Below are 18,263 nucleotides of genomic sequence, written 5' to 3'. Positions count from 1 at the left end.
CGACACCGTCTTTCGTGCACTGCGCAATGACACCGGTTAACCAGAGTCGGTAGACTAGCCCCGTGCAAGCCCACGTTCCCCCTTGCTTGCCTTGGAGAAGTGCCATGTCCCTGTACTGCAAAACGCACTACGCCACCCATCCCGACGCCATCAAGGGCGCCAGCAACGACGCGCTGCGCGAGCTGTATCTGCTTGATGGGCTGTTCGTGGACGACGCGGTGACGCTCAAGTACACCCACTACGAGCGCTTCGTGCTCGGTGGCGCCGCGCCGCTGGGCAAGACGCTGGAACTGCCCAGGCAGACCGAGCCCGCCTCGGCCGCGGGGCATCCGTTCCTGGAGCGTCGCGAGCTGGGCGTTCTCAATGTCGGCGCAGGCACCGGCACGGTGACCGTGGACGGCACCGCCTACACGCTGGGGCCCAAGGACGGCCTGTACGTGGCGATGGGCAGCACCGATGTCAGTTTTGCCTCCGCAGACGCGGCCAACCCGGCCAAGTTCTATCTCGCCTCCACGCCGGCGCATGCGCGCTTTGAGACCAAGCAGCTCTCGATCAAGGATGCTGTGGCACTGGAGCGCGGTGCGCTGGAAACCAGCAACGAGCGCACCATCTACCAGTACATCGTGCCGGCCACCTGCCAGTCCTCGCAGCTGTTGCTCGGCCTGACCGTGCTCAAGCCCGGCAGCGTCTGGAACACCATGCCGCCGCATCTGCACGACCGCCGCAGCGAGGTGTATTTCTATTTCGACCTGGGCGCCAACGACCGCGTCTACCACTTCATGGGCGAACCCGATGCGCAGCGCCACATCGTGATCCAGAACAACGAAGCGGTGGTGTCGCCGCCGTGGTCCATCCACATGGGCGCCGGCACCAGCAATTACGCCTTCATCTGGGCAATGGGCGGCGAAAACCTGGATTACACCGACATGCACGTGCTGGACATCTGCCAGCTCAAGTAAGGCCTGCATCGACGTGCCGGCACCCACCAGGCCAGACATGACGCCGCCTGGTGCGAGGCCGGCGCCAACAACGCTGGCGCGACCCAGTTGGGCGCCGGCGTTGCAGCAGTTCGTACAACCCGGCCGCGCGCTACGCGGCTTACTCATCACACCACGGCACATCCAGCAGGAGCGATAAGGTAATGAGCAATCCGTTCAGTCTCGAAGGCAAGGTCGCACTGGTCACCGGTGCCAATACCGGCCTGGGCCAGGGCATCGCATTGGCCTTGGCCGAGGCAGGTGCCGACATCGCTGCCGCCGGCATCCAGGCGCCCACCGAGACCGAAGCCAAGGTCAAGGCGTTGGGCCGCCGCTTCATCGCCATCGAAGCCAACCTGATCAGCATCGAGCCGGTGCAGCGCATCATCGAGGAGACCATCGCCGGCCTCGGCGGGCTGGATATTCTGGTCAACAACGCCGGCCTGATCCGTCGCACCGATGCGGTGGATTTCAGCGAGCAGGACTGGGACGACGTGCTCAACGTCAACCTGAAATCGGCCTTCTTCATGGCGCAGGCCGCAGGCCGTCACTTCATCGCGCAAGGCCGCGGCAAGATCATCAACATCGCCTCGATGCTGTCGTTCCAGGGCGGTATCCGCGTGCCGTCCTACACTGCCAGCAAGTCCGGCATCGCCGGCATCACCCGCCTGCTTGCCAACGAATGGGCCAGCAAGGGCGTGACCACCAATGCCATCGCACCGGGCTATATGGCCACCGACAACACCGCGCAGCTGCGTGCCGACGAAGACCGCAACAAGGCCATCCTGGACCGCATTCCGGCCGCGCGCTGGGGCGTGCCGGCCGACCTGGGCGGCACCGCGGTGTTCCTGGCCAGCAGCGCGTCGGACTACGTCAACGGCGCCATCATTCCGGTCGACGGTGGTTGGCTGGCGCGCTAAGCGCTCGCCTCTGTACGGCTCTCCTTCTCCCATTGGGAGAAGGTGCCCGAAGGGCGGATGAGGGTCGGGGTGCATGCACATGACCAGACGCGTCCCGCAGCTCCGACACGTTCTTCAGAACCTGATCGCTCACCGACAACGCACCTGAAAAGCGAATCAAGACCGCACCCAGGCGCGCACACCAACCGACTCCACAGTCGACACAACTTCCCCAAACCAATCGGAGCATCCCCATGAAAATCGCACTCATGAATGAGTTTAGCCAGGCCGCCAAGAACCCGGTGATCCTGCAGCAGCTCAACGAGGTCGCCAGCGAGCAGGGCCACAGCGTGTTCAACGTCGGCATGGACGGCGACAACGACCACCGCCTGACCTACATCCACCTGGGCATCGTCGCCAGCCTGCTGCTGAACTCCAAGGCGGTGGACTTCGTGGTTGCCGGTTGCGGCACCGGCCAGGGCGCGATGATGTCGCTCAACGCCCATCCGGGCGTGTTTTGCGGCTACTGCATCGAGCCGACCGACGCCTACCTGTTTGCCCAGGTCAACAACGGCAACGCGCTGTCGCTGGCGTTTGCCAAGGGCTACGGCTGGGGTGCGGAAATCAACGTGCGCTACATCTTCGAAAAGGCCTTCAGCGGCGAGCGTGGCATGGGTTATCCGGCCGAGCGTCGCGAATCGCAGCAGGCCAACGCCGGCATCCTGACCCAGCTCAAGCAGGCCACCGCCAAGTCGTACCTGGACGGCCTGCGCGCCATCGACCCGGAACTGATCAAGCAGGCCATCGGCGGCGAGCGCTTCCAGCAGTGCTTCTTCGACAACGCCCAGGATGCTGAAATCCGCAACTTCGTTGCCGGCCTGCTGGGCAAGACCGAAGCTGCTGCTGCAGCTGCGTAATTAGTCAGTGCGTTTTAGCCCCTCTCCCGCCGGGAGGGGGGTTGGGGTGAGGGTAAGGCGAAGACAGCTGGCCTGAACGGGGAGGCTTGAAAGGCTTGAGAAGACAGGACGGCCGTCCAACATTTCCTTGCCGCCGCACCCTCATCCGCCCTTCGGGCACCTTCTCCCGATGGGAGAAGGAAACAGCGTCGCGTCCTTAGCATTGTTCCTGGAGCCCATCATGCGTCTGCTGTTGTTCGCATTGCTGCTGCTCTGCGCAAATAGCGCCCGCGCCGAACCTCAGCGCATCTTCATCGCGGGCGATTCCACTGCTGCCGAATACGGCGCCGAGCGCGCGCCGCAAGCCGGTTGGGGCCAACTGCTGCAGGACTGGTTCGACCCGGCGCAATGGCAGGTGCGCAATCACGCCAAGGGCGGCCGCAGCACGCGCAGTTTCATCGCCGAAGGGCGGCTGGATGCCATCGCAAAAGAATTGCAACGCGGCGATGTCTTGCTGATCCAGTTCGGCCACAACGACGCCAAACGCGAAGACCCCACGCGCTATACCGACCCCACGACCGACTACGTGCAGTTCCTGCGCCGCTATGTCGCCACTGCGCGCGACAAAGGCGCGACGCCCATCCTGATTACGCCGGCCGCCCGGCTGTTGTACGACTTCGGCGCGTTGCTCGACACCCACGGTCGCTACACCTTGGCGATGCAGCAACTCGCCGCGCAGGAACACGTTGGCTTGATCGATCTCAACGCCAGTTCCAGCGACTGGATTCGCGCACTCGGCGAGCAGGCGGCCAAACCGTATTTCCTGTTCGTGCCCGAACAGGGCAAGGCCGACGGTACCCACTTCAGCCGCGCCGGCGCGACCGCCATCGCCTGCCTGGTGGTGCACGGTTGGTTGCAGCTGCAGCCGGCGCTCAAGGCGCAGCTGCAGCGCGACGCCGATTGCGGTGCTGCGCCCGACACCAGCGCGCAACGCGCCGCGCAGGCGCATCCCTCGCTGGTGGTGCACGAGCGCGATCTCGCCCGCGAACAGCCCGGCCCGCATGGCGGCGCCGGCCCGACCACGGCGTATCCGTTCTTCGCAGATGCACCGGCGCTGAAATTCGTGCTGCGCAAACGCGTGCTGCACAAGGGCGCCGGCATCGGCCTGCATCTGCACGACAAGGACGAGATTTATTACATCGTCAGTGGGCGCGGTTTATATGCGCTGGACGGAAAGCAATACGATGTCGCCGCTGGCGATGCGTTGTTGACGCGACCGGGCAGCACGCACGCCTTGCAGCAAACCGGCGAAGAACCGCTGGTGCTGTTGCTGGCGTACACCGCATCCAAGTAGCCCTCGCGCCCCAGACAGCGCAGCTGCAACGAAGCGCCGCGTTTTTCAAATGGGCTGAGTTGTCATCAGGCACGGCCAGCGTGCGAGTCGCTTGCTTCCACGTGCAGATGGCTGCAGTGGATCAGCGGCAGGAGCCAGCGACGGCAGACAGCCGATCACGCCGGCGCACAAACCATGTCAGGGGTGGTCGCGGCCGACATCCAGCGATGCAAGCCTTCCAGCACCGTCAGGCCTTATCCACCCCGTAGTGCGTCAGCCCCAGGCGCGCCAGTTCGGCCGAGCGGCGGTAGTAGACCTCTTCCCACCCATCCACGCGTTGGCGGTCGGTGTCGCTCATGGCATCGAGAATGTCTTCGATGCTGAGCAGATTCGGATCTTCTTCCAGGCGCTCGAACACCGCGCCCAGGCCCTCGATGGCTTGACGCGCTTGCGCCGCGCCCATGGCGGCCAGACCCCGCAAAGCATCGCTGCGGGTCGCCGCATCCCAGCGGTCGAAATAGCGGGCGTAGCCGCTCTCGTTCATGTCCGCATCCAGCCGCGCCAGCGCGATCAGTTCGCGTTCGCCCGGCGACAGCGCATCCATGCGCCCGCGCAACTGGGTGAGCTTGGCCTGGGCGCGGGCAGCGCGGCGGCGCCACAGCAACTCGGGCATGTTGAGCAGGCCCTCCGCGGTGGGAGGCGCCACCGCGGGCCAGTTCACCCCGAAGCCGTCCTCGGTGATCTGCCATTGCGTGCGTTGCGGCGGCGATGCCTTGAGCAGGAGCCGATGCGCCTGGATGGGCTCGTCGATGCGGATGCCGTTGGCCAGGGTGAACAGCAGGCGGGTGTCGTCCAGCTCCAAGCGCCGGATGCGCAGATGCGTCAGGTCCATTGAGCGAAGGCGATGTAGGGAGGTTTGACCTTAGTGCGCGTCGGCGGTGGTGTCGAGTCGATGCAGGTCACATCGCGGCATCGTGACCGCGCCGCACCGCCGCGCAGCGGTTGGTCGGCGTGACCTCGGCAGCGACCTCACACGTCGCCGTCGCGGCTCCAACCCTCACCGCTGCCGCGTTGGATCACCCGATCGCCCGGCAGCACGTCACCCGCCGGCACCTGCGGTTGCTGCGCAAGCTCGGCATAGATCGGGGTGAAGTCCGGCGCGGTGGCCTCCATCAGCTGCGCAAAGCTGTCGATGACGAAATAGGTCTTCTGGAAGCTGTCGATGCGGTAGCGCGTGCGCATGATGCGTTGCAGGTCGAACCCGATGCGGTTGGGTGCCGGCGATTCCAGCGAATACAGCGATTCGCCCTTGGACGACACGATGCCGGCACCGTAGATGCGCAGGCCCTGTGGCGTGTCGATCAGACCGAATTCCACCGTGTACCAGTACAGCCGGGTGAGGTTCTGCAGCGCGTCCGGGCCGATGCCGTGCGCCTTGACCCCGCCGCGGCCATAGGCCTGCATGAAGTCGGCAAACAGCGGGTTCATCAACAACGGCACGTGGCCGAACAGGTCATGGAACAGATCGGGTTCGGCGATGTAATCGATCTGATCGGGCCGGCGGATCCACCACGTCACCGGAAAGCGTTTGTTGGCCAGATGTTCGAAAAAGTCCAGTTCCGGCAGCAGGCCCTGCACGCCGACCAGGGTCCAGCCGGTGGCCGCCTGCAGCACGCGATTGAGCGCATCGAAGCGCGGGATGTGCGTTTCGCCCATGCCCATCGCGTCCTGCGCCTGCAGGAACTCGTCGCAGGCGCGGCCCACCAGCAGCTCGCGCTGGCGCCGATACAAGGTGCCCCAGGTGGCGTGATCGTCGGCGCTGTAGCTGTCCCACGGCTGCTCCACCACCGCGGTGGTGTAGACCGGCACATAGCCTTTGTCGGTGAGCTGGTTTTCGACGCGTTGCGGGGCGGTATTCATGCAGCGGCTCTTCCCGGTGATCAGCCGTCACCTTAGCCGGATGTGCGCGCAACGGGATTGCGAATCTTGCGCGGTGCAAGCGGATTGGCGCAAGATTCGTGCGTCATCGTCTGCTGCTGCGCAACATATGGATCAACCCATCGCCCTGGACCGCACCGATTTGCGTCTGCTCGCCCTGCTGCAGACGCAGGGGCGCAGCAGTAATGCGGAGCTGGCCGTGCAGGTCAATCTGTCGGCGTCGGCGTGCCTGCGCCGCACCCAGCGGCTGGAGGCGGCCGGCATCATCGCCGGCTATGGCGCGCGCCTGGACGCGCGCGCGCTGGGACTGGGCTTGCAGGCGTTTGTGCGCGTGCAGCTGGAGCAGCACGGGCAGGCCGACATCGAACATTTCGCCGAGGGCGTGCGCGGCTGGGACGAGGTGGTGGCGTGCTGGGCGCTGACCGGCGACATGGATTACCTGCTGCAGGTACAGGTCCGCGACCTGGAACACTTCTCGCGGTTTCTGCTCGATCGCCTGCTCAATGCCACCGGCGTGTCGGATGTGAATTCCAGCTTCGTGCTGCGCACGGTGAAGGCGCCGGAAGGTCTGCCGCTGTCGCATCTGGCCTGAGGTGCAAACCAGCCGCGTGCCAGTAGGGCAGGGCACCGCCCGCATGCCGCAGCCGGCAAGACGCACCGGCGTTGCGCCGGTTTCCAGGCGGACGCAAGAAACGTGCTGCTTGCCACATAAACGATAACGATTTACATTTACCTCACATCCTGGCCGCGTCCGGCCATGTCGTTCGTGTCGCATCGCCAGCCCACGCAGGGTCAGCCAGCCGGTTCGAGTGGACGCCTGCGTGTGCCTGTGCCTTTCCCTGTTGCGTGACGCGCTGCGTCCGCAGCGATCGACGAGAACGCCCCATGTCTGCTGCCATCGCTCCCCTTGGCTTGTTGCCTGCCGCGCTGCTGTGCGCGCTGTCGACCTTGGCTCCCGCCGCCCATGCCGCCGAATCCGCCGACGCGACCAACGCCACGACGCTCGACCAGGTCAGCGTCAACGGCACGGTGAGCCGCGCGCAGCCGGCCACCACCACACGCCTGCCGCTGACCTTGCAGGAAACGCCGCAATCGGTGAGCGTGATCGGGCTGCAGCGGCTGGAAGAGCAATCGCTGTTCAGCATCGACGATGTGATGCGCAACGTCACCGGCGTCAACGTGTCGTTCTACGACACCCAGCGCCCGCTGTATTTCGCGCGCGGTTTCCAGATCACCGACTTCCAGGTCGATGGCCTGCCCACCTACAGCGGTGCGACCAACCAGGAATACGACACGGTCTTCTACGACCGCATCGAGGTGATCCGCGGCGCCAACGGCCTGCTCACCGGCGCCGGCATTCCCTCGGCCACGGTCAACCTGCTGCGCAAGCGCCCGGGCAAGGACTTCGATGCCTCGTTTGCAGTCAGTGCCGGCACCTGGGATTTCCGCCGCATGCAGGCCGACGTCAATGCGCCGCTGACCGAAGACGGGCGCTGGCGCAGCCGAGTGGTCGCGGCCTGGCAAGACCGCGATTACTACTACGACCGGTACCACGACAACAAGATGTCGGGCATGGCAGTGCTGGAAGGCGATCTGACCGACAGCACCACGCTCACCGTCGGCTATCAGCGCCAGGACAACACCCCCGTCGGCTCGACCTGGGGCACGGTGCCGTTCTTCGCGGCCGACGGCTCCTTCGCCAACCTGTCGCGCTCGACCAACATGGCGCCGGAATGGACCCGCTGGCAGCGCGAAACCAGCACCGCGTTTGCCAACCTGGAACAACGCTTCGGGCAGGACTGGTTGCTGCGCGTCAACGCCGCCCACACCAAGGGCGCCGTGCAGAGCCTGCGCGTCTACGGCACCGGTTACCCGGCCGCCGATGGCAGCGGCGTGTTTCTGCGCGCCAACGCTGGCGAAACGCAGGACACGCGCGATAGCGTGGACGTGTATCTGTCCGGCGGATTCGCCCTGTTCGGCCGCCAGCACGATGTGGTGATCGGCGGCAGCTGGCAGGACCTGCAATCGACCACCTATACCCTGGCGCAGACCTATCCCGACGACTGGGCCACCTGCGGCAGCGAACGTTGCTATTTCATTCCCAACATCCGCCATTGGAATGGCGACGCTTCGGAAGTGACCTATACGCGCACCGGTGCGCGTCGCCAGGCACGCACCACCCAGCGCGGCGTGTATGCCTCCACGCGCTTGCGGCTGGCCGACCCGCTGTCGTTGATTGCCGGCGCGCGATTGAGTTCGTGGGAGACCCGCACCCAGGCGTTCAATGCCAGCGGCAGCTACACCGGCACCAGCGGCCGTTATGACGTCAGCGACGAAGTCACCCCGTACGTGGGTCTGGTCTACGACATCGTGCCGGATGTGTCGGTGTACGCCAGCTACACCGAAATCTTCAATCCGCAGAACTACCGCGACAAGGACAACAACCTGCTCGCACCGGTGGAAGGCTCCAACCTGGAGGCCGGGATCAAGGCGCAGTTGTTCGATGGTCATGCGATGGCCACTGCTGCCGTCTTCGAGGCCAAGCAGGACAACTACGCGGTGCGCGACATGACCCAGCCGGAAGCCTCGCTGCCGGATGGCAGCTCTGCGTACATCGGCGTGGACGGCACCAAGAGCCGCGGATGGGAAGTGGACTTCAATGGCGAAGTGCTACCCGGTTGGACCATCAACGCTGGCTATACCCACGTCAAGGTGACGCGCGCGCCGACCGATGCGATCTACGCCAACCTGCCCGAAGATTATCTGCAGCTCTCCACCCAGTGGCGCCTGCCGGGGACGTGGGACCGCTTGAGCATCGGCGGCGGCGTGAGCTGGCAGAGCGCGGTGCGCGGCTTCAATATCGCACGCCCCACCGGCGACGGCACTGGCGCCACCACCCCCGTCACCGTGGTGCAGAACCCGTACGCGCTGGTGCATTTCAACGCCAACTACCGCATCAGCGACCAATGGACCGCCACGCTGGCGGTGCGCAATGCGTTCGACAAGACCTATTGGGCGAATCTGGATTATCAGAACTACGGCGAACCGCGCTTTGTCAGCGTGTCGCTGCGTTGGCGGTATTGAGACATTGCCGATGACGTCTGGGCTTGAGACATTGCCCATCAAGTCCAGGCGTTGCTACCGATAAGGCCTCGCGGCCAGGGCCGCTCCTACAAGCGCGGTGCCGGCCGTGCCGACGTCGCCGATACACCCAAAGACCCCCGCCCCGGTCGGAGCGGCCCCGGCCGCGCGCCCATCCGACACGTCTCAGCGCACCCGAAAGAACCGCCACGCCGTCGTCGAAGCGGCTCAGGCCGCGACCTTGTCCGGCCACCCTCAGGACATCAGCACAAGGCATCAATAACGCAGTCGCCCCACGCATCTGGTCTAAATGCGCGCGTCTCGAACCAGGCGCCCACGCCCGCTCAGTTCCGCATGAGCTCGCGCGGCACCGGCATCAACTGCGGATCGCCTCGCACCGCAGCCGCATCACGGTGCCACGCAGGCCTGGTCCTTGCCACGCAGTTTTTCCCAACGCGAGCGTTGTTCCAGGCAGCCCTCGTACGCCTGTTGCTTGGCCGCTTTGGCCTGGTCGGCGGCGGTCCGGACTGCGCTGCTGCGCGCGGCCTGCAGTTGCGCAATCTTGGCGCGAATCTGCGGCATCACCGCCATTGCGGCGCGCTCGCCTTCGAGGATCGCCGCAGCACGTTGGTTGAAATCGGCCGAGCCGATCTCGTTGACCTTCGGGCGAATGACCACGTCGGCACGTTTGAGTTCGGCCTCGCCCAGGCGCTGGCCCATGATCGAAATCGACTGGTTCACCGTGCCCAGCAGGTCACCCGGATTCTTGCCGCTGGCCTTGCTGGAGATATCCACCGCCACCACGAATTCGGCACCCAACTGGCGCGCTGCATCCACCGGCACCGGGCTGACCACGCCGCCATCGACGAAGTGATATTGACCGATGGTCACCGGCTCGAACACGCCCGGGATGCTGCTGGACGCGCGCACCGCCTGGCCGGCATTACCGCGCACGAACACGGTGCGTTCGCCATCTTCCAGTCGCGTGGCGACCGCCGCGAACGGCTTGCGCAGTTTTTCGATCGGCTTGCCGCCGAGCTGTTCGTTGACGTAGTCCTGCAGTTTCTGGCCCTGCACCAGCCCACCGGAAAACAGCCGCACATCGCGGATGCTGGTCTGGTCGAGCGCGACGGCCTTTTCCTGCATTTGGAACGCATCCATGCCGCTGGCATACAACGCGCCCACCACGCTGCCGGCGCTGGTGCCGGACACCACCACCGGTGCGAAACCGTTGGCCTCGAGCATCTTGATCACCCCGATATGCGCAAAGCCCTTGGCCGCACCGCCACCGAGCGCGACGCCGATCTTGATGGGCTTGGAGGCTGCGGCCGAAGGTGCCTGCACCACCGGCGCCGGTGTCGCCGGGCGTGGCTCGCCCCCGCAGGCGCTGAGAAGCCCGGCCAGTGACAGGGACAGGGACAACAGGAGGCACTTGCTAGGAAAGGCGGTCATGGCGAGCGTGCACTGGGCGCGATGTGGACAGCGGCGCAGCATACACGCCGCAGCCCTGGCCGCCGGTCTGCATTGGCGGGCGGCAGGGCGTCATGCGCAGATATTGCGCGCTGCGCGCACACCTCGCCTGCCCTGATGGTATCGGGCGTCCTTGCGTTGGTACCGTAGGGCATGGACTCGGCCAAACGCACAGTCTGCAGCAGCAGCATCTTCGATCACGCGTCTGCGCGGTGTCCGCTGCGTGGACTGGCACTGTCACTGCTGCTAGCCGCATCGCCCTGTCATGCGCTGGACGCGGTAGCGGTCAAGCGGCAGGTCGATGGCATTCTGGATCGGGACTATCCACGTTGGGAGGCGCTATACCGGACCGTGCACCAGCACCCCGAACTGGGCTTCGAGGAAACCGCGACTGCGCAACGGCTGGCCAAGGAAATGCGCGCGCTGGGGTTTCGGGTCAGCGCGGGCATTGGCCGGACCGGGCTGGTGGCGATGTATCACAATGGCCCCGGCCCCACGATCATGGTGCGCACTGAACTGGATGCGTTGCCGATGCGGGAAACCACGGGGCTGGCGTACGCCAGCGACGTCCATCTGCAGTCCAGCGACCGCGATACCTATGTGGCGCATACCTGCGGTCACGACATTCACATGGCGGCCTGGGTCGGCACGGCCGCAACCTTGGTGCAGCTGCGCGCCCAATGGCGCGGCACGCTGATGTTCATCGCCCAACCAGCGGAGGAAAAGGGTCGCGGTGCGCAGGCGATGCTTGACGATGGCCTGTTTGCCCGGTTCGGCAAGCCGGACTACGGCTTTGCCCTGCATGTCGGCCCGGATGCCTACGGCCATGTGTTCTACAAGGCCGGGGCGGTGACCTCCAACTCCGATGCGCTGGAGGTGGTGTTCCAAGGCAAGGGCGGGCATGGGGCGATGCCCGCCGCGACGATCGATCCGATCCTGATCGCGGCGCGCTTCGTTGTCGATGTGCAGAGCGTGATCAGTCGCGAAAAAGACCCGGCTGCGTTTGGCGTGGTCAGCATTGGAGCGTTCAACGCCGGCACGGCTGGCAACGTCATCCCCGACCGCGCGCAGCTGCGCGGCACCATCCGCAGCCACGACCCTCAGGTGCGCGACAAGCTGCTCGACGGCGTGCGACGTACCGCGCTGGCCAGTGCGCAGATGGCCGGCGCGCCGGTACCGCAGATCGCCCTGGGCGAGCGCGGGTCCAGGGCGGTGATCAACGATGCAGCGCTGGCCGAGCGTACCGGGGCGGTTTTCGCGCAGGCGTTCGGGGTCGATGCCGAGCGCCAGCGCGAACCGAGTGCCGCCAGCGAAGACTATTCGGCCTTCGTCGCTGCCGGCGTGCCGTCGTTCTACTTCGGCATCGGTGGACTCGATCCGCAGTGGCTGCAGCAGGCCCGGCAAACGGGCGAGCGGATTCCGGTGAACCATTCGCCGGACTTCGCGCCGGTGCCGCAGCCAAGCATCCGGACCGGCGTGGAAGCGATGACACTGGCGGTGATGAACGTGATGCCGCCGCCCTCCTGAGATGGGCGCGGCCGCGCCGGGATGTAGGTCAGAAGCGGTTATCGCCATCCAGCAACCGCCCCAGGCCGCCCAGCACCGAGCCTTCGCCGCGCTGTTGGCCGCCGGCTTGCGGGGCGGCCTGCAGCATGCGGCCGGCCATGCGCGAGAACGGCAGCGATTGCAGCCAGACCTTGCCCGGGCCGGTGAGGGTGGCCAGGAACACGCCTTCGCCGCCGAAGAACATGCTCTTCAGGCCCGCAACGCGGCGCACGTCCATGTCCACGCCGGCGTGGTAGGCCACCACGCAGCCGGTGTCCACGTCGATACGCTCGCCCGGGCCCAGCTCGCGTTCGACGACCGTACCGCCGGCATGTACGAACACCCAGCCGTCGCCTTCGAGCTTCTGCATGATGAAGCCCTCGCCGCCGAACAGGCCGGTGAGGATCTTGCGCTGGAAGGCGATGCCCAGCGACACCCCGCGCGCGCCGGCCAAAAAGCTGTCCTTCTGGCAGATCAGCTGGCCGCCATGCTCGGACAGGCGCAGCGCCAGCACCGTGCCCGGGTAGGGCGCGGCGAAAGCGACCTTGGCCTTGCCGCTGCCGGCGTGGGTGAACACGGTGGTGAACATGCTTTCGCCGGTGACCACGCGTTTGCCGGCCGACAGCAGCTTGCCCATCAGCCCGCCGCCACTTTGACCGGCATGCGAGCCGTCGCCGAACACGGTGTCCATCTGCACCGCCGCGTCCTTGTACATCAGCGCACCGGCCTCGGCGATGGCGCTTTCGCCGGGGTCCAGCTCGACTTCGACGAACTGCATGTCGTTGCCGACGATGCGGTAGTCGATCTCATCTGCGCGCCCGCTCATGCCGGTCAACGGCGGCGGCGCGCTACCGCTGCCCTGCAGCTCGGCCAGCTGGCGGGCCGGCGTCCAGCCATCGAGCCCGTCGCGCCAGGCCAGCGCATCGGGTTGGCGCTGCGCATGCGCGCGGGCGCTGGCATCGTCGAGCGGGCCGAGACGGTCGGCCTGTCCGGGGTTATGGAAATACCACTGGGCCATCGGACGACTCCTGTCTGTGTGTGCGGCGAGTCTAAGCGCAAGCGCCGCGGCGGCGTCCCGTGTCCAAGGTCATGTCTGCAGAGCGTGGTTGTGACGCGGTTGTGCGCCCGTCCGGAGCGCTTCGCCATCGCGATGCGGAGCATCGCCGGCAGCTCGTGCAAGGACACGGCCTGCGCGAGCTGCGGGTGGGTGGCCCTTACTCGCCCACCGTTGCCCAACAGCGCGCGCCATTGCGCTGCACCCGCACCGGGCCATCGAACACGGCCGACAGGCTGGCATCGGTGAGCAGCGCCTCACGCGTGCCGTCGGCCACCACCTTGCCGGCGCGCAGCAGGATCACCCGTTCGATCTCCGGCACGATTTCTTCGATGTGATGGGTCACCAGCACCAGCGTGATGCCTTGCCGGGCGAGGTGCCGCATCGTCTCGAGCAGGTGCTGGCGTGCCACCAGATCCAGCCCGGTGGACGGCTCGTCCAGCAGCAACGCCTGCGGGCGATTGACCAGCGCACGCGCAATCAGCACACGGCGCGTTTCGCCGGCCGACAATTGCGCAAATTGCCGGTCTACCAACGGCAATGCGCGCGCCAGCGCCAGCGCTTCGCGCGCGCGTGCACGCATGTCGTCGCTGATCTCGCGATGCGGCGGCACCACGTAGCTGGCGAAGAATCCGGAGAGCACCGCGCTTTCCACATCCAGCCCGGGCATGTCGGCCAGATTGACGCTCAGATCGCCGGTGACGATGCCCAATTGCGAGCGCAGGCGATCCACCTGCCAGCGCGTTTGTCCCATCACCTTCACTGCGGGCTGGCCGTCGGCGCGCGCCAGCGGGTACAACTCGCGCGTGATCAATTTGATGAAGGACGATTTGCCGCAGCCATTGGGCCCCAGGATCGCGGTGTGCTGCCCCAGCGCGATGCGCAGGCTCAGCGCATGCAGGACCCGGACCTGGCCGCGCATCACGCTGGCCTGGTCGAGTTCGATCAGCGGGGCGGCGTTGGTAACGACAGTGGAATCGGCAGCATGTTCGGTGGCAACAGTCATACGGGTGACAGCAGACGGAAGTGGGGAAGGAGGTCTGAACCGCTTTAGAAATGTAGGTGCAACCCTACGCATCCGAAGGGTGAAGTTTGCCGCGATCGCCCCCATCATGTCTGCATCAAATGGAGAGCGCTGCTGTGGAGATGCCGATGTTGTCCGATCCGATCATCGACGTTCTGACTTCCGGCGTGGCAGGGCTGGGCGCGTGGGGCATGCTGGCGGTGCTGCTGGTCTTCACCCAGCTCACCATCTTTGCAGTGACCTTGTACCTGCATCGCAGCCAGGCGCATCGCGGTGTGGATTTCCATCCGGCCATCGCGCATTTCTTCCGCTTCTGGACCTGGTTGACTACCTCGATGATCACCCGCGATTGGGTCGCGATCCATCGCAAGCACCACGCCAAGGTCGAGACCGAGGAAGACCCGCACAGCCCGCAGACCAAGGGCATCGGCCAGGTGTTCTGGCGCGGTGTGGAGCTGTATCGGCAGGCGCGTGCCGAGCGTGCCGACATCGAGCAATACGGCAAGGGCGCGCCCAGCGACTGGATCGAACGGCATCTGTACACGCCGCATGCCAACGCCGGCCCGATGGCGTTGCTGGTGATCAACTCGGTGTTGTTCGGATTGCCGGGAATTGCGTTGTGGGCAATCCAGATGGCGTGGATTCCGTTCTGGGCCGCCGGTGTGGTCAACGGCCTGGGCCACTGGTGGGGCTATCGCAATTTCGAATCGGCCGACACCTCCACCAACCTCACGCCCTGGGCGCTGTGGATCGGTGGCGAAGAATTGCATAACAACCATCATGCCTTCCCGAGCTCGGCGCGGTTTTCGATGCGGCGTTGGGAGCTGGATATCGGTTGGGTCGCCATTCGCGGCTTGCAGGCACTGGGCCTTGCCAAGGTGTTGCGGGTGGCGCCGTCGCTGGATATCCGCCCCAATATCGCCGTGCCCGATGCCGACACGCTCAAGGCGCTGCTCTCGCACCGGTTCCAGGCCATGACCGACTACCAGCGCAATGTGCTCAAGCCGGCGTTGCGCGAAGAGGCGGCCGTCACCGGCGCCAAGCTGCGCGAGTTGCTGCCGCGTCGCCTGCGCAAGGGCCTGGTCGACGACGGGCGCTGGCTCAAGCCGGACGCGCGTGCACAGTTGCAGGCATGGGTGGCGCAGCGTCCGCGCATGCGCACGCTGGTCGAGTACCGTGCGCGGCTGACCGCGGTACTGGAAGCGCGCAGCCACGATGCGTCCGAACGGCTCCGGCAATTGCAGCAGTGGTGCCATGAGGCCGAGGCCAGCGGCAATGCCGCGTTGCAGGCGTATGCGGCGCGGCTCAAGGGGTATGCGCTGAGTGGTGCGTAACCCGGGCGGCAGGCGCGCTGTGGTGCGTGTACACCGGGCGCGTGGCGTGATCGTGCGTGCCTTGCTGGTCGTGTGGTGTGCCTGTGTGCCGGCGATTGCCGCGCAGGCCCAGGTCCAGGACAGCCAGCAATATCTGCAGCGCATGGATACCGATGGCGATGGGCGGGTGAGCCTGGACGAATATCTGGCCTGGATGAGCTACGCCTTCGATCAACGCGATACCGATCACGATGGCGTGCTGCAAGGCGATGAACTGCCGGGCCGTCGCGGCAAGCCGATCACCCGTGCGGCGCATCGTGCCACCTTGATCGCGCGCTTCGCGCGGCAGGATGCCGATGGCGACGGCTACCTGAGTGCACGCGAACTGCTGGCGCCGCCCCGCTGATGCGCACCTTCGCGCGTGGCTGACGCTGCGTTCGGCAAGCTCGGCCGCATGTTCACTCTCGACCGGGTCAGCCGCCGCTACGGCCAGGCCATCGCACTCGATGCTGTCTCGCTGACGTTTGCCAGCGGCATCACGACCGCATTGATCGGCCCGAGCGGCGCCGGCAAATCCACCGTGCTGCGCATGCTGGTCGGGCTGGAGTGGCCGGACAGCGGCACGGTCGCTTTCGACGGCACCCCGTTGCAGCGCGCCAACCTGCAGGCGCAACGGCAACGCATCGGCTACGTCATCCAGGAAGGCGGCCTGTTTCCGCATCTGGATGCACGCAGCAACGTGACCTTGCTGGCACAGACGCTGGGCTGGACGCGGGAACGCATCGAGGCGCGTCTGGATGTCTTGTGCGCCCTGTGCCAATTGCCAACGCAGTTACTGGCGCGCTACCCGGCCGAACTCTCCGGTGGTCAACGCCAGCGCGTGGGGCTGATTCGTGCACTGATGCTGGACCCGCCGGCCTTGTTGCTGGACGAACCACTCGGCGCGCTCGATCCCATCGTGCGCTACGACCTGCAGGCGCAGCTGCGCGAACTGTTCGCGCAGCTGGGCAAGACCGTGGTGCTGGTGACGCATGACGTGGCCGAAGCCGCCTATCTGGCCGACAACCTGGTGCTGATGCGCGCCGGCCGCATCGTGCAGCAAGGCCGTGCGCGCGATCTGCTGGAGCAGCCGGCCGATGCGTTCGTGCAGCGCTTTCTCACCGCCCAGCGCAGCATTGGCGATGCCGCATGATGGCGCGTGCGCTCATCGCCGTGGTGTGGCTGATCTGCAGTGTTAGCGCGCAGGCCGCGCAGGTCACCATTGGTTCGAAGAATTTCACCGAAGCGGTGATTCTTGGCGAAATCGCCACCGCCGCCGGCAAACGTGATGGTGTAGACGTGCAGCACCGCGCACAACTCGGTGGCACGCGCATCCTGTGGCGGGCGCTGGAGACCGGGCAGATAGACGCGTATGCCGAATACACCGGCACGCTGGCACAGGAGCTGCTGCAACTGCCCAACGCCAGCCAGGCCGAGCTGCGTGCCGCACTCGACGCACGCGGGCTGGCGATGACCGATTCGCTGGGTTTCCAGAACACCTATGCCTTCGGTATGAAGCGCGAACGTGCGCAGGCATTGGGTATCGCCTCGTTGTCGGATCTTGCACGACATCCCACCCTCAAGATCGGTCTGAGCAATGAGTTCATGCAGCGCGCCGATGGCTGGCCGGGCGTGCGCGCGGCGTACGCGCTGCCGCAGGCCGCGACCGGGCTGGATCACGACCTGGCCTATCGCGCGTTGCAGAGCGGCGCCATCGAGGTCACCGATCTGTACAGCACCGATGCGGAAATTCCGTATTACCAGCTGCAGGTGCTACGCGACGACCGCCATTATTTCCCGGACTACCAGGCGATTTTTGTGTATCGCAAGGATCTGGCGCACCGCTCGCCGGCGATGCTGCAGGCCTTGCGGGGGGTGCAAGGACGCATCGATGAAGCGACCATGCAACGGCTCAATGCACAGGTCAAACTGGAGCGGCAGTCCGAAGCGGCGGTTGCCGCGCGTTGGCTGGGCGTCACGCCGGCCTCTGAAACGGACTCGCGTTTGACGCGGCTGCTGCGGCATACGCGCGAGCATCTGGCGTTGGTGGGTATTTCCTTGGGTCTGGCGTTGCTGCTTGCGCTGCCGTTGGGCGTGCTGGCGGCGCGGCGTCCACGTCTGGGGCAGGTGGTGTTGTCGTTGACCGGTGTGCTGCAGACGCTGCCGTCGTTGGCGGTATTCGTCTTCATGATTCCGTTGTTCGGCATCGGCGCCAAGCCGGCGATTGCCGCGCTGTTCTTGTATAGCCTGCTGCCGATCGTGCGCAACACCCATGCAGGGCTGACCTCGATCCCACGCGAACTGCGCCAGACTGCGCACGCCATCGGATTGCCCGCGTGGACACGCCTGTGGCGGGTGGAACTGCCGCTGGCCCGCCGCACGATCGTGGCCGGCATCCAGACCGCGGCGGTGATCAATGTGGGCACCGCCACGCTGGGTGCGCTGATCGGTGCGGGCGGCTATGGCCAACCGATTCTCACCGGCATCCGCCTGGACGATATCGGCCTGATTTTGGAAGGCGCCATTCCCGCTGCCGTGCTTGCGCTGCTGGTGCAGGCGGTGTTCGAAGGCGCCGAGCGATGGGTAACGCCGCGTGGGTTGCGGATCAGCCAGCGGCAGTGACGCGGCGTTCAATCGCTGAAAACCGAGCGCGCCGCTTCGCTGCCGCTGATCCTTGCGCCAATTGTCGTTCGT

General features: G+C 65.9%; 16 protein-coding genes. 11 read left to right on the top strand and 5 right to left on the bottom strand.

The window, feature by feature from the left end:
• The first annotated feature begins 104 nt into the window (after positions 1 to 104).
• From kduI to J7396_RS06005, 4 genes are all read left to right on the top strand, one after another.
• A complete protein-coding gene (gene kduI / locus J7396_RS06020; protein ID WP_011345891.1) occupies positions 105 to 959 on the top strand; it encodes a 5-dehydro-4-deoxy-D-glucuronate isomerase in 855 nt (284 codons plus the stop codon).
• A gap of 182 nt (positions 960 to 1,141) precedes the next feature.
• On the top strand, positions 1,142 to 1,897 hold the full coding sequence (gene kduD, locus J7396_RS06015) for a 2-dehydro-3-deoxy-D-gluconate 5-dehydrogenase KduD (protein WP_008575030.1): 756 nt from the start codon (positions 1,142 to 1,144) through the stop codon (positions 1,895 to 1,897).
• Between the two features lie 233 nt (positions 1,898 to 2,130).
• Complete coding sequence (locus J7396_RS06010) at positions 2,131 to 2,793, top strand: RpiB/LacA/LacB family sugar-phosphate isomerase (protein ID WP_008575029.1); 663 nt, start codon at positions 2,131 to 2,133, stop codon at positions 2,791 to 2,793.
• Positions 2,794 to 3,013: 220 nt separating this feature from the next.
• On the top strand, positions 3,014 to 4,126 hold the full coding sequence (locus tag J7396_RS06005) for a GDSL-type esterase/lipase family protein (protein WP_209261142.1): 1,113 nt from the start codon (positions 3,014 to 3,016) through the stop codon (positions 4,124 to 4,126).
• A 226-nt stretch (positions 4,127 to 4,352) separates the two neighbouring features.
• On the opposite strand, the gene J7396_RS06000 is transcribed toward J7396_RS06005, so the two are convergent.
• Positions 4,353 to 4,997 (bottom strand): DUF4375 domain-containing protein, encoded by a 645-nt coding sequence (locus J7396_RS06000; protein WP_209261141.1) that lies wholly within the window; start codon positions 4,995 to 4,997, stop codon positions 4,353 to 4,355.
• Positions 4,998 to 5,134: 137 nt separating this feature from the next.
• The gene (phhA, locus tag J7396_RS05995; protein ID WP_008575026.1) at positions 5,135 to 6,025 is read right to left on the bottom strand and encodes a phenylalanine 4-monooxygenase; all 891 of its coding nucleotides are present in this window, start codon (positions 6,023 to 6,025) and stop codon (positions 5,135 to 5,137) included.
• A gap of 127 nt (positions 6,026 to 6,152) precedes the next feature.
• Here phhA and J7396_RS05990 point away from each other — a divergent pair, with 127 nt between their 5' ends.
• Positions 6,153 to 6,635, top strand: coding sequence for an Lrp/AsnC family transcriptional regulator (locus tag J7396_RS05990; RefSeq protein ID WP_003490476.1), 483 nt, complete (start codon positions 6,153 to 6,155; stop codon positions 6,633 to 6,635).
• A gap of 293 nt (positions 6,636 to 6,928) precedes the next feature.
• Positions 6,929 to 9,127 (top strand): TonB-dependent siderophore receptor, encoded by a 2,199-nt coding sequence (locus tag J7396_RS05985; protein ID WP_008575025.1) that lies wholly within the window; start codon positions 6,929 to 6,931, stop codon positions 9,125 to 9,127.
• Positions 9,128 to 9,532: 405 nt separating this feature from the next.
• Here the strand turns inward: J7396_RS05985 and J7396_RS05980 are convergent, their stop codons facing one another.
• Entirely contained in the window at positions 9,533 to 10,576 is a 1,044-nt protein-coding gene (locus tag J7396_RS05980; protein ID WP_209261140.1) for a patatin-like phospholipase family protein, read from the bottom strand.
• A gap of 369 nt (positions 10,577 to 10,945) precedes the next feature.
• On the opposite strand from J7396_RS05980, the gene J7396_RS05975 reads away from it, so the two are divergent.
• Positions 10,946 to 12,121, top strand: a complete 1,176-nt coding sequence (locus J7396_RS05975; RefSeq protein ID WP_343237461.1) for an amidohydrolase — start codon at positions 10,946 to 10,948, stop codon at positions 12,119 to 12,121.
• 28 nt (positions 12,122 to 12,149) lie between these two features.
• On the opposite strand, the gene J7396_RS05970 is transcribed toward J7396_RS05975, so the two are convergent.
• Positions 12,150 to 13,157 (bottom strand): TIGR00266 family protein, encoded by a 1,008-nt coding sequence (locus tag J7396_RS05970; protein ID WP_008575022.1) that lies wholly within the window; start codon positions 13,155 to 13,157, stop codon positions 12,150 to 12,152.
• Positions 13,158 to 13,353: 196 nt separating this feature from the next.
• Positions 13,354 to 14,199, bottom strand: coding sequence for an ATP-binding cassette domain-containing protein (locus tag J7396_RS05965; RefSeq protein ID WP_209261138.1), 846 nt, complete (start codon positions 14,197 to 14,199; stop codon positions 13,354 to 13,356).
• Positions 14,200 to 14,318: 119 nt separating this feature from the next.
• Between J7396_RS05965 and J7396_RS05960 the strand changes: the two genes are divergently transcribed.
• The 4 genes from J7396_RS05960 to J7396_RS05945 are packed head-to-tail and all read left to right on the top strand — an operon-like array spanning position 14,319 to position 18,191.
• The gene (locus J7396_RS05960; protein ID WP_209261137.1) at positions 14,319 to 15,551 is read left to right on the top strand and encodes a fatty acid desaturase; all 1,233 of its coding nucleotides are present in this window, start codon (positions 14,319 to 14,321) and stop codon (positions 15,549 to 15,551) included.
• Positions 15,541 to 15,936 carry an EF-hand domain-containing protein gene (locus tag J7396_RS05955; protein ID WP_011345899.1) on the top strand — a complete coding sequence of 132 codons (396 nt, stop codon included), beginning with the start codon at positions 15,541 to 15,543 and terminating at the stop codon, positions 15,934 to 15,936. The genes J7396_RS05960 and J7396_RS05955 overlap by 11 nt, the downstream gene beginning before the upstream one ends.
• Positions 15,937 to 15,984: 48 nt before the next feature.
• Positions 15,985 to 16,722: an ATP-binding cassette domain-containing protein gene (locus J7396_RS05950; protein ID WP_209261136.1), complete on the top strand. Its 738-nt coding sequence runs from the start codon at positions 15,985 to 15,987 to the stop codon at positions 16,720 to 16,722.
• Positions 16,719 to 18,191, top strand: a complete 1,473-nt coding sequence (locus J7396_RS05945; RefSeq protein WP_014088983.1) for a glycine betaine ABC transporter substrate-binding protein — start codon at positions 16,719 to 16,721, stop codon at positions 18,189 to 18,191. The genes J7396_RS05950 and J7396_RS05945 overlap by 4 nt, the downstream gene beginning before the upstream one ends.
• The last annotated feature ends 72 nt before the right edge of the window (positions 18,192 to 18,263 follow it).

The organism is Xanthomonas sp. A1809, assembly GCF_017746015.1.
Lineage (GTDB): Bacteria > Pseudomonadota > Gammaproteobacteria > Xanthomonadales > Xanthomonadaceae > Xanthomonas > Xanthomonas euvesicatoria.
This window is presented reverse-complemented; position numbering and strand designations above follow the sequence as displayed.

What these genes read in the sequence shown, in the direction of transcription:
- kduI (WP_011345891.1), top strand. Translation starts at nt 105, where the DNA reads ATGTCCCTGTACTGCAAAACGCACTACGCCACCCATCCCGACGCCATC.
- kduD (WP_008575030.1), top strand. Translation starts at nt 1,142, where the DNA reads ATGAGCAATCCGTTCAGTCTCGAAGGCAAGGTCGCACTGGTCACCGGT.
- J7396_RS06010 (WP_008575029.1), top strand. Translation starts at nt 2,131, where the DNA reads ATGAAAATCGCACTCATGAATGAGTTTAGCCAGGCCGCCAAGAACCCG.
- J7396_RS06005 (WP_209261142.1), top strand. Translation starts at nt 3,014, where the DNA reads ATGCGTCTGCTGTTGTTCGCATTGCTGCTGCTCTGCGCAAATAGCGCC.
- J7396_RS06000 (WP_209261141.1), bottom strand. Translation starts at nt 4,997, where the DNA reads ATGGACCTGACGCATCTGCGCATCCGGCGCTTGGAGCTGGACGACACC.
- phhA (WP_008575026.1), bottom strand. Translation starts at nt 6,025, where the DNA reads ATGAATACCGCCCCGCAACGCGTCGAAAACCAGCTCACCGACAAAGGC.
- J7396_RS05990 (WP_003490476.1), top strand. Translation starts at nt 6,153, where the DNA reads ATGGATCAACCCATCGCCCTGGACCGCACCGATTTGCGTCTGCTCGCC.
- J7396_RS05985 (WP_008575025.1), top strand. Translation starts at nt 6,929, where the DNA reads ATGTCTGCTGCCATCGCTCCCCTTGGCTTGTTGCCTGCCGCGCTGCTG.
- J7396_RS05980 (WP_209261140.1), bottom strand. Translation starts at nt 10,576, where the DNA reads ATGACCGCCTTTCCTAGCAAGTGCCTCCTGTTGTCCCTGTCCCTGTCA.
- J7396_RS05970 (WP_008575022.1), bottom strand. Translation starts at nt 13,157, where the DNA reads ATGGCCCAGTGGTATTTCCATAACCCCGGACAGGCCGACCGTCTCGGC.
- J7396_RS05965 (WP_209261138.1), bottom strand. Translation starts at nt 14,199, where the DNA reads ATGACTGTTGCCACCGAACATGCTGCCGATTCCACTGTCGTTACCAAC.
- J7396_RS05960 (WP_209261137.1), top strand. Translation starts at nt 14,319, where the DNA reads ATGGAGAGCGCTGCTGTGGAGATGCCGATGTTGTCCGATCCGATCATC.
- J7396_RS05950 (WP_209261136.1), top strand. Translation starts at nt 15,985, where the DNA reads ATGTTCACTCTCGACCGGGTCAGCCGCCGCTACGGCCAGGCCATCGCA.
- J7396_RS05945 (WP_014088983.1), top strand. Translation starts at nt 16,719, where the DNA reads ATGATGGCGCGTGCGCTCATCGCCGTGGTGTGGCTGATCTGCAGTGTT.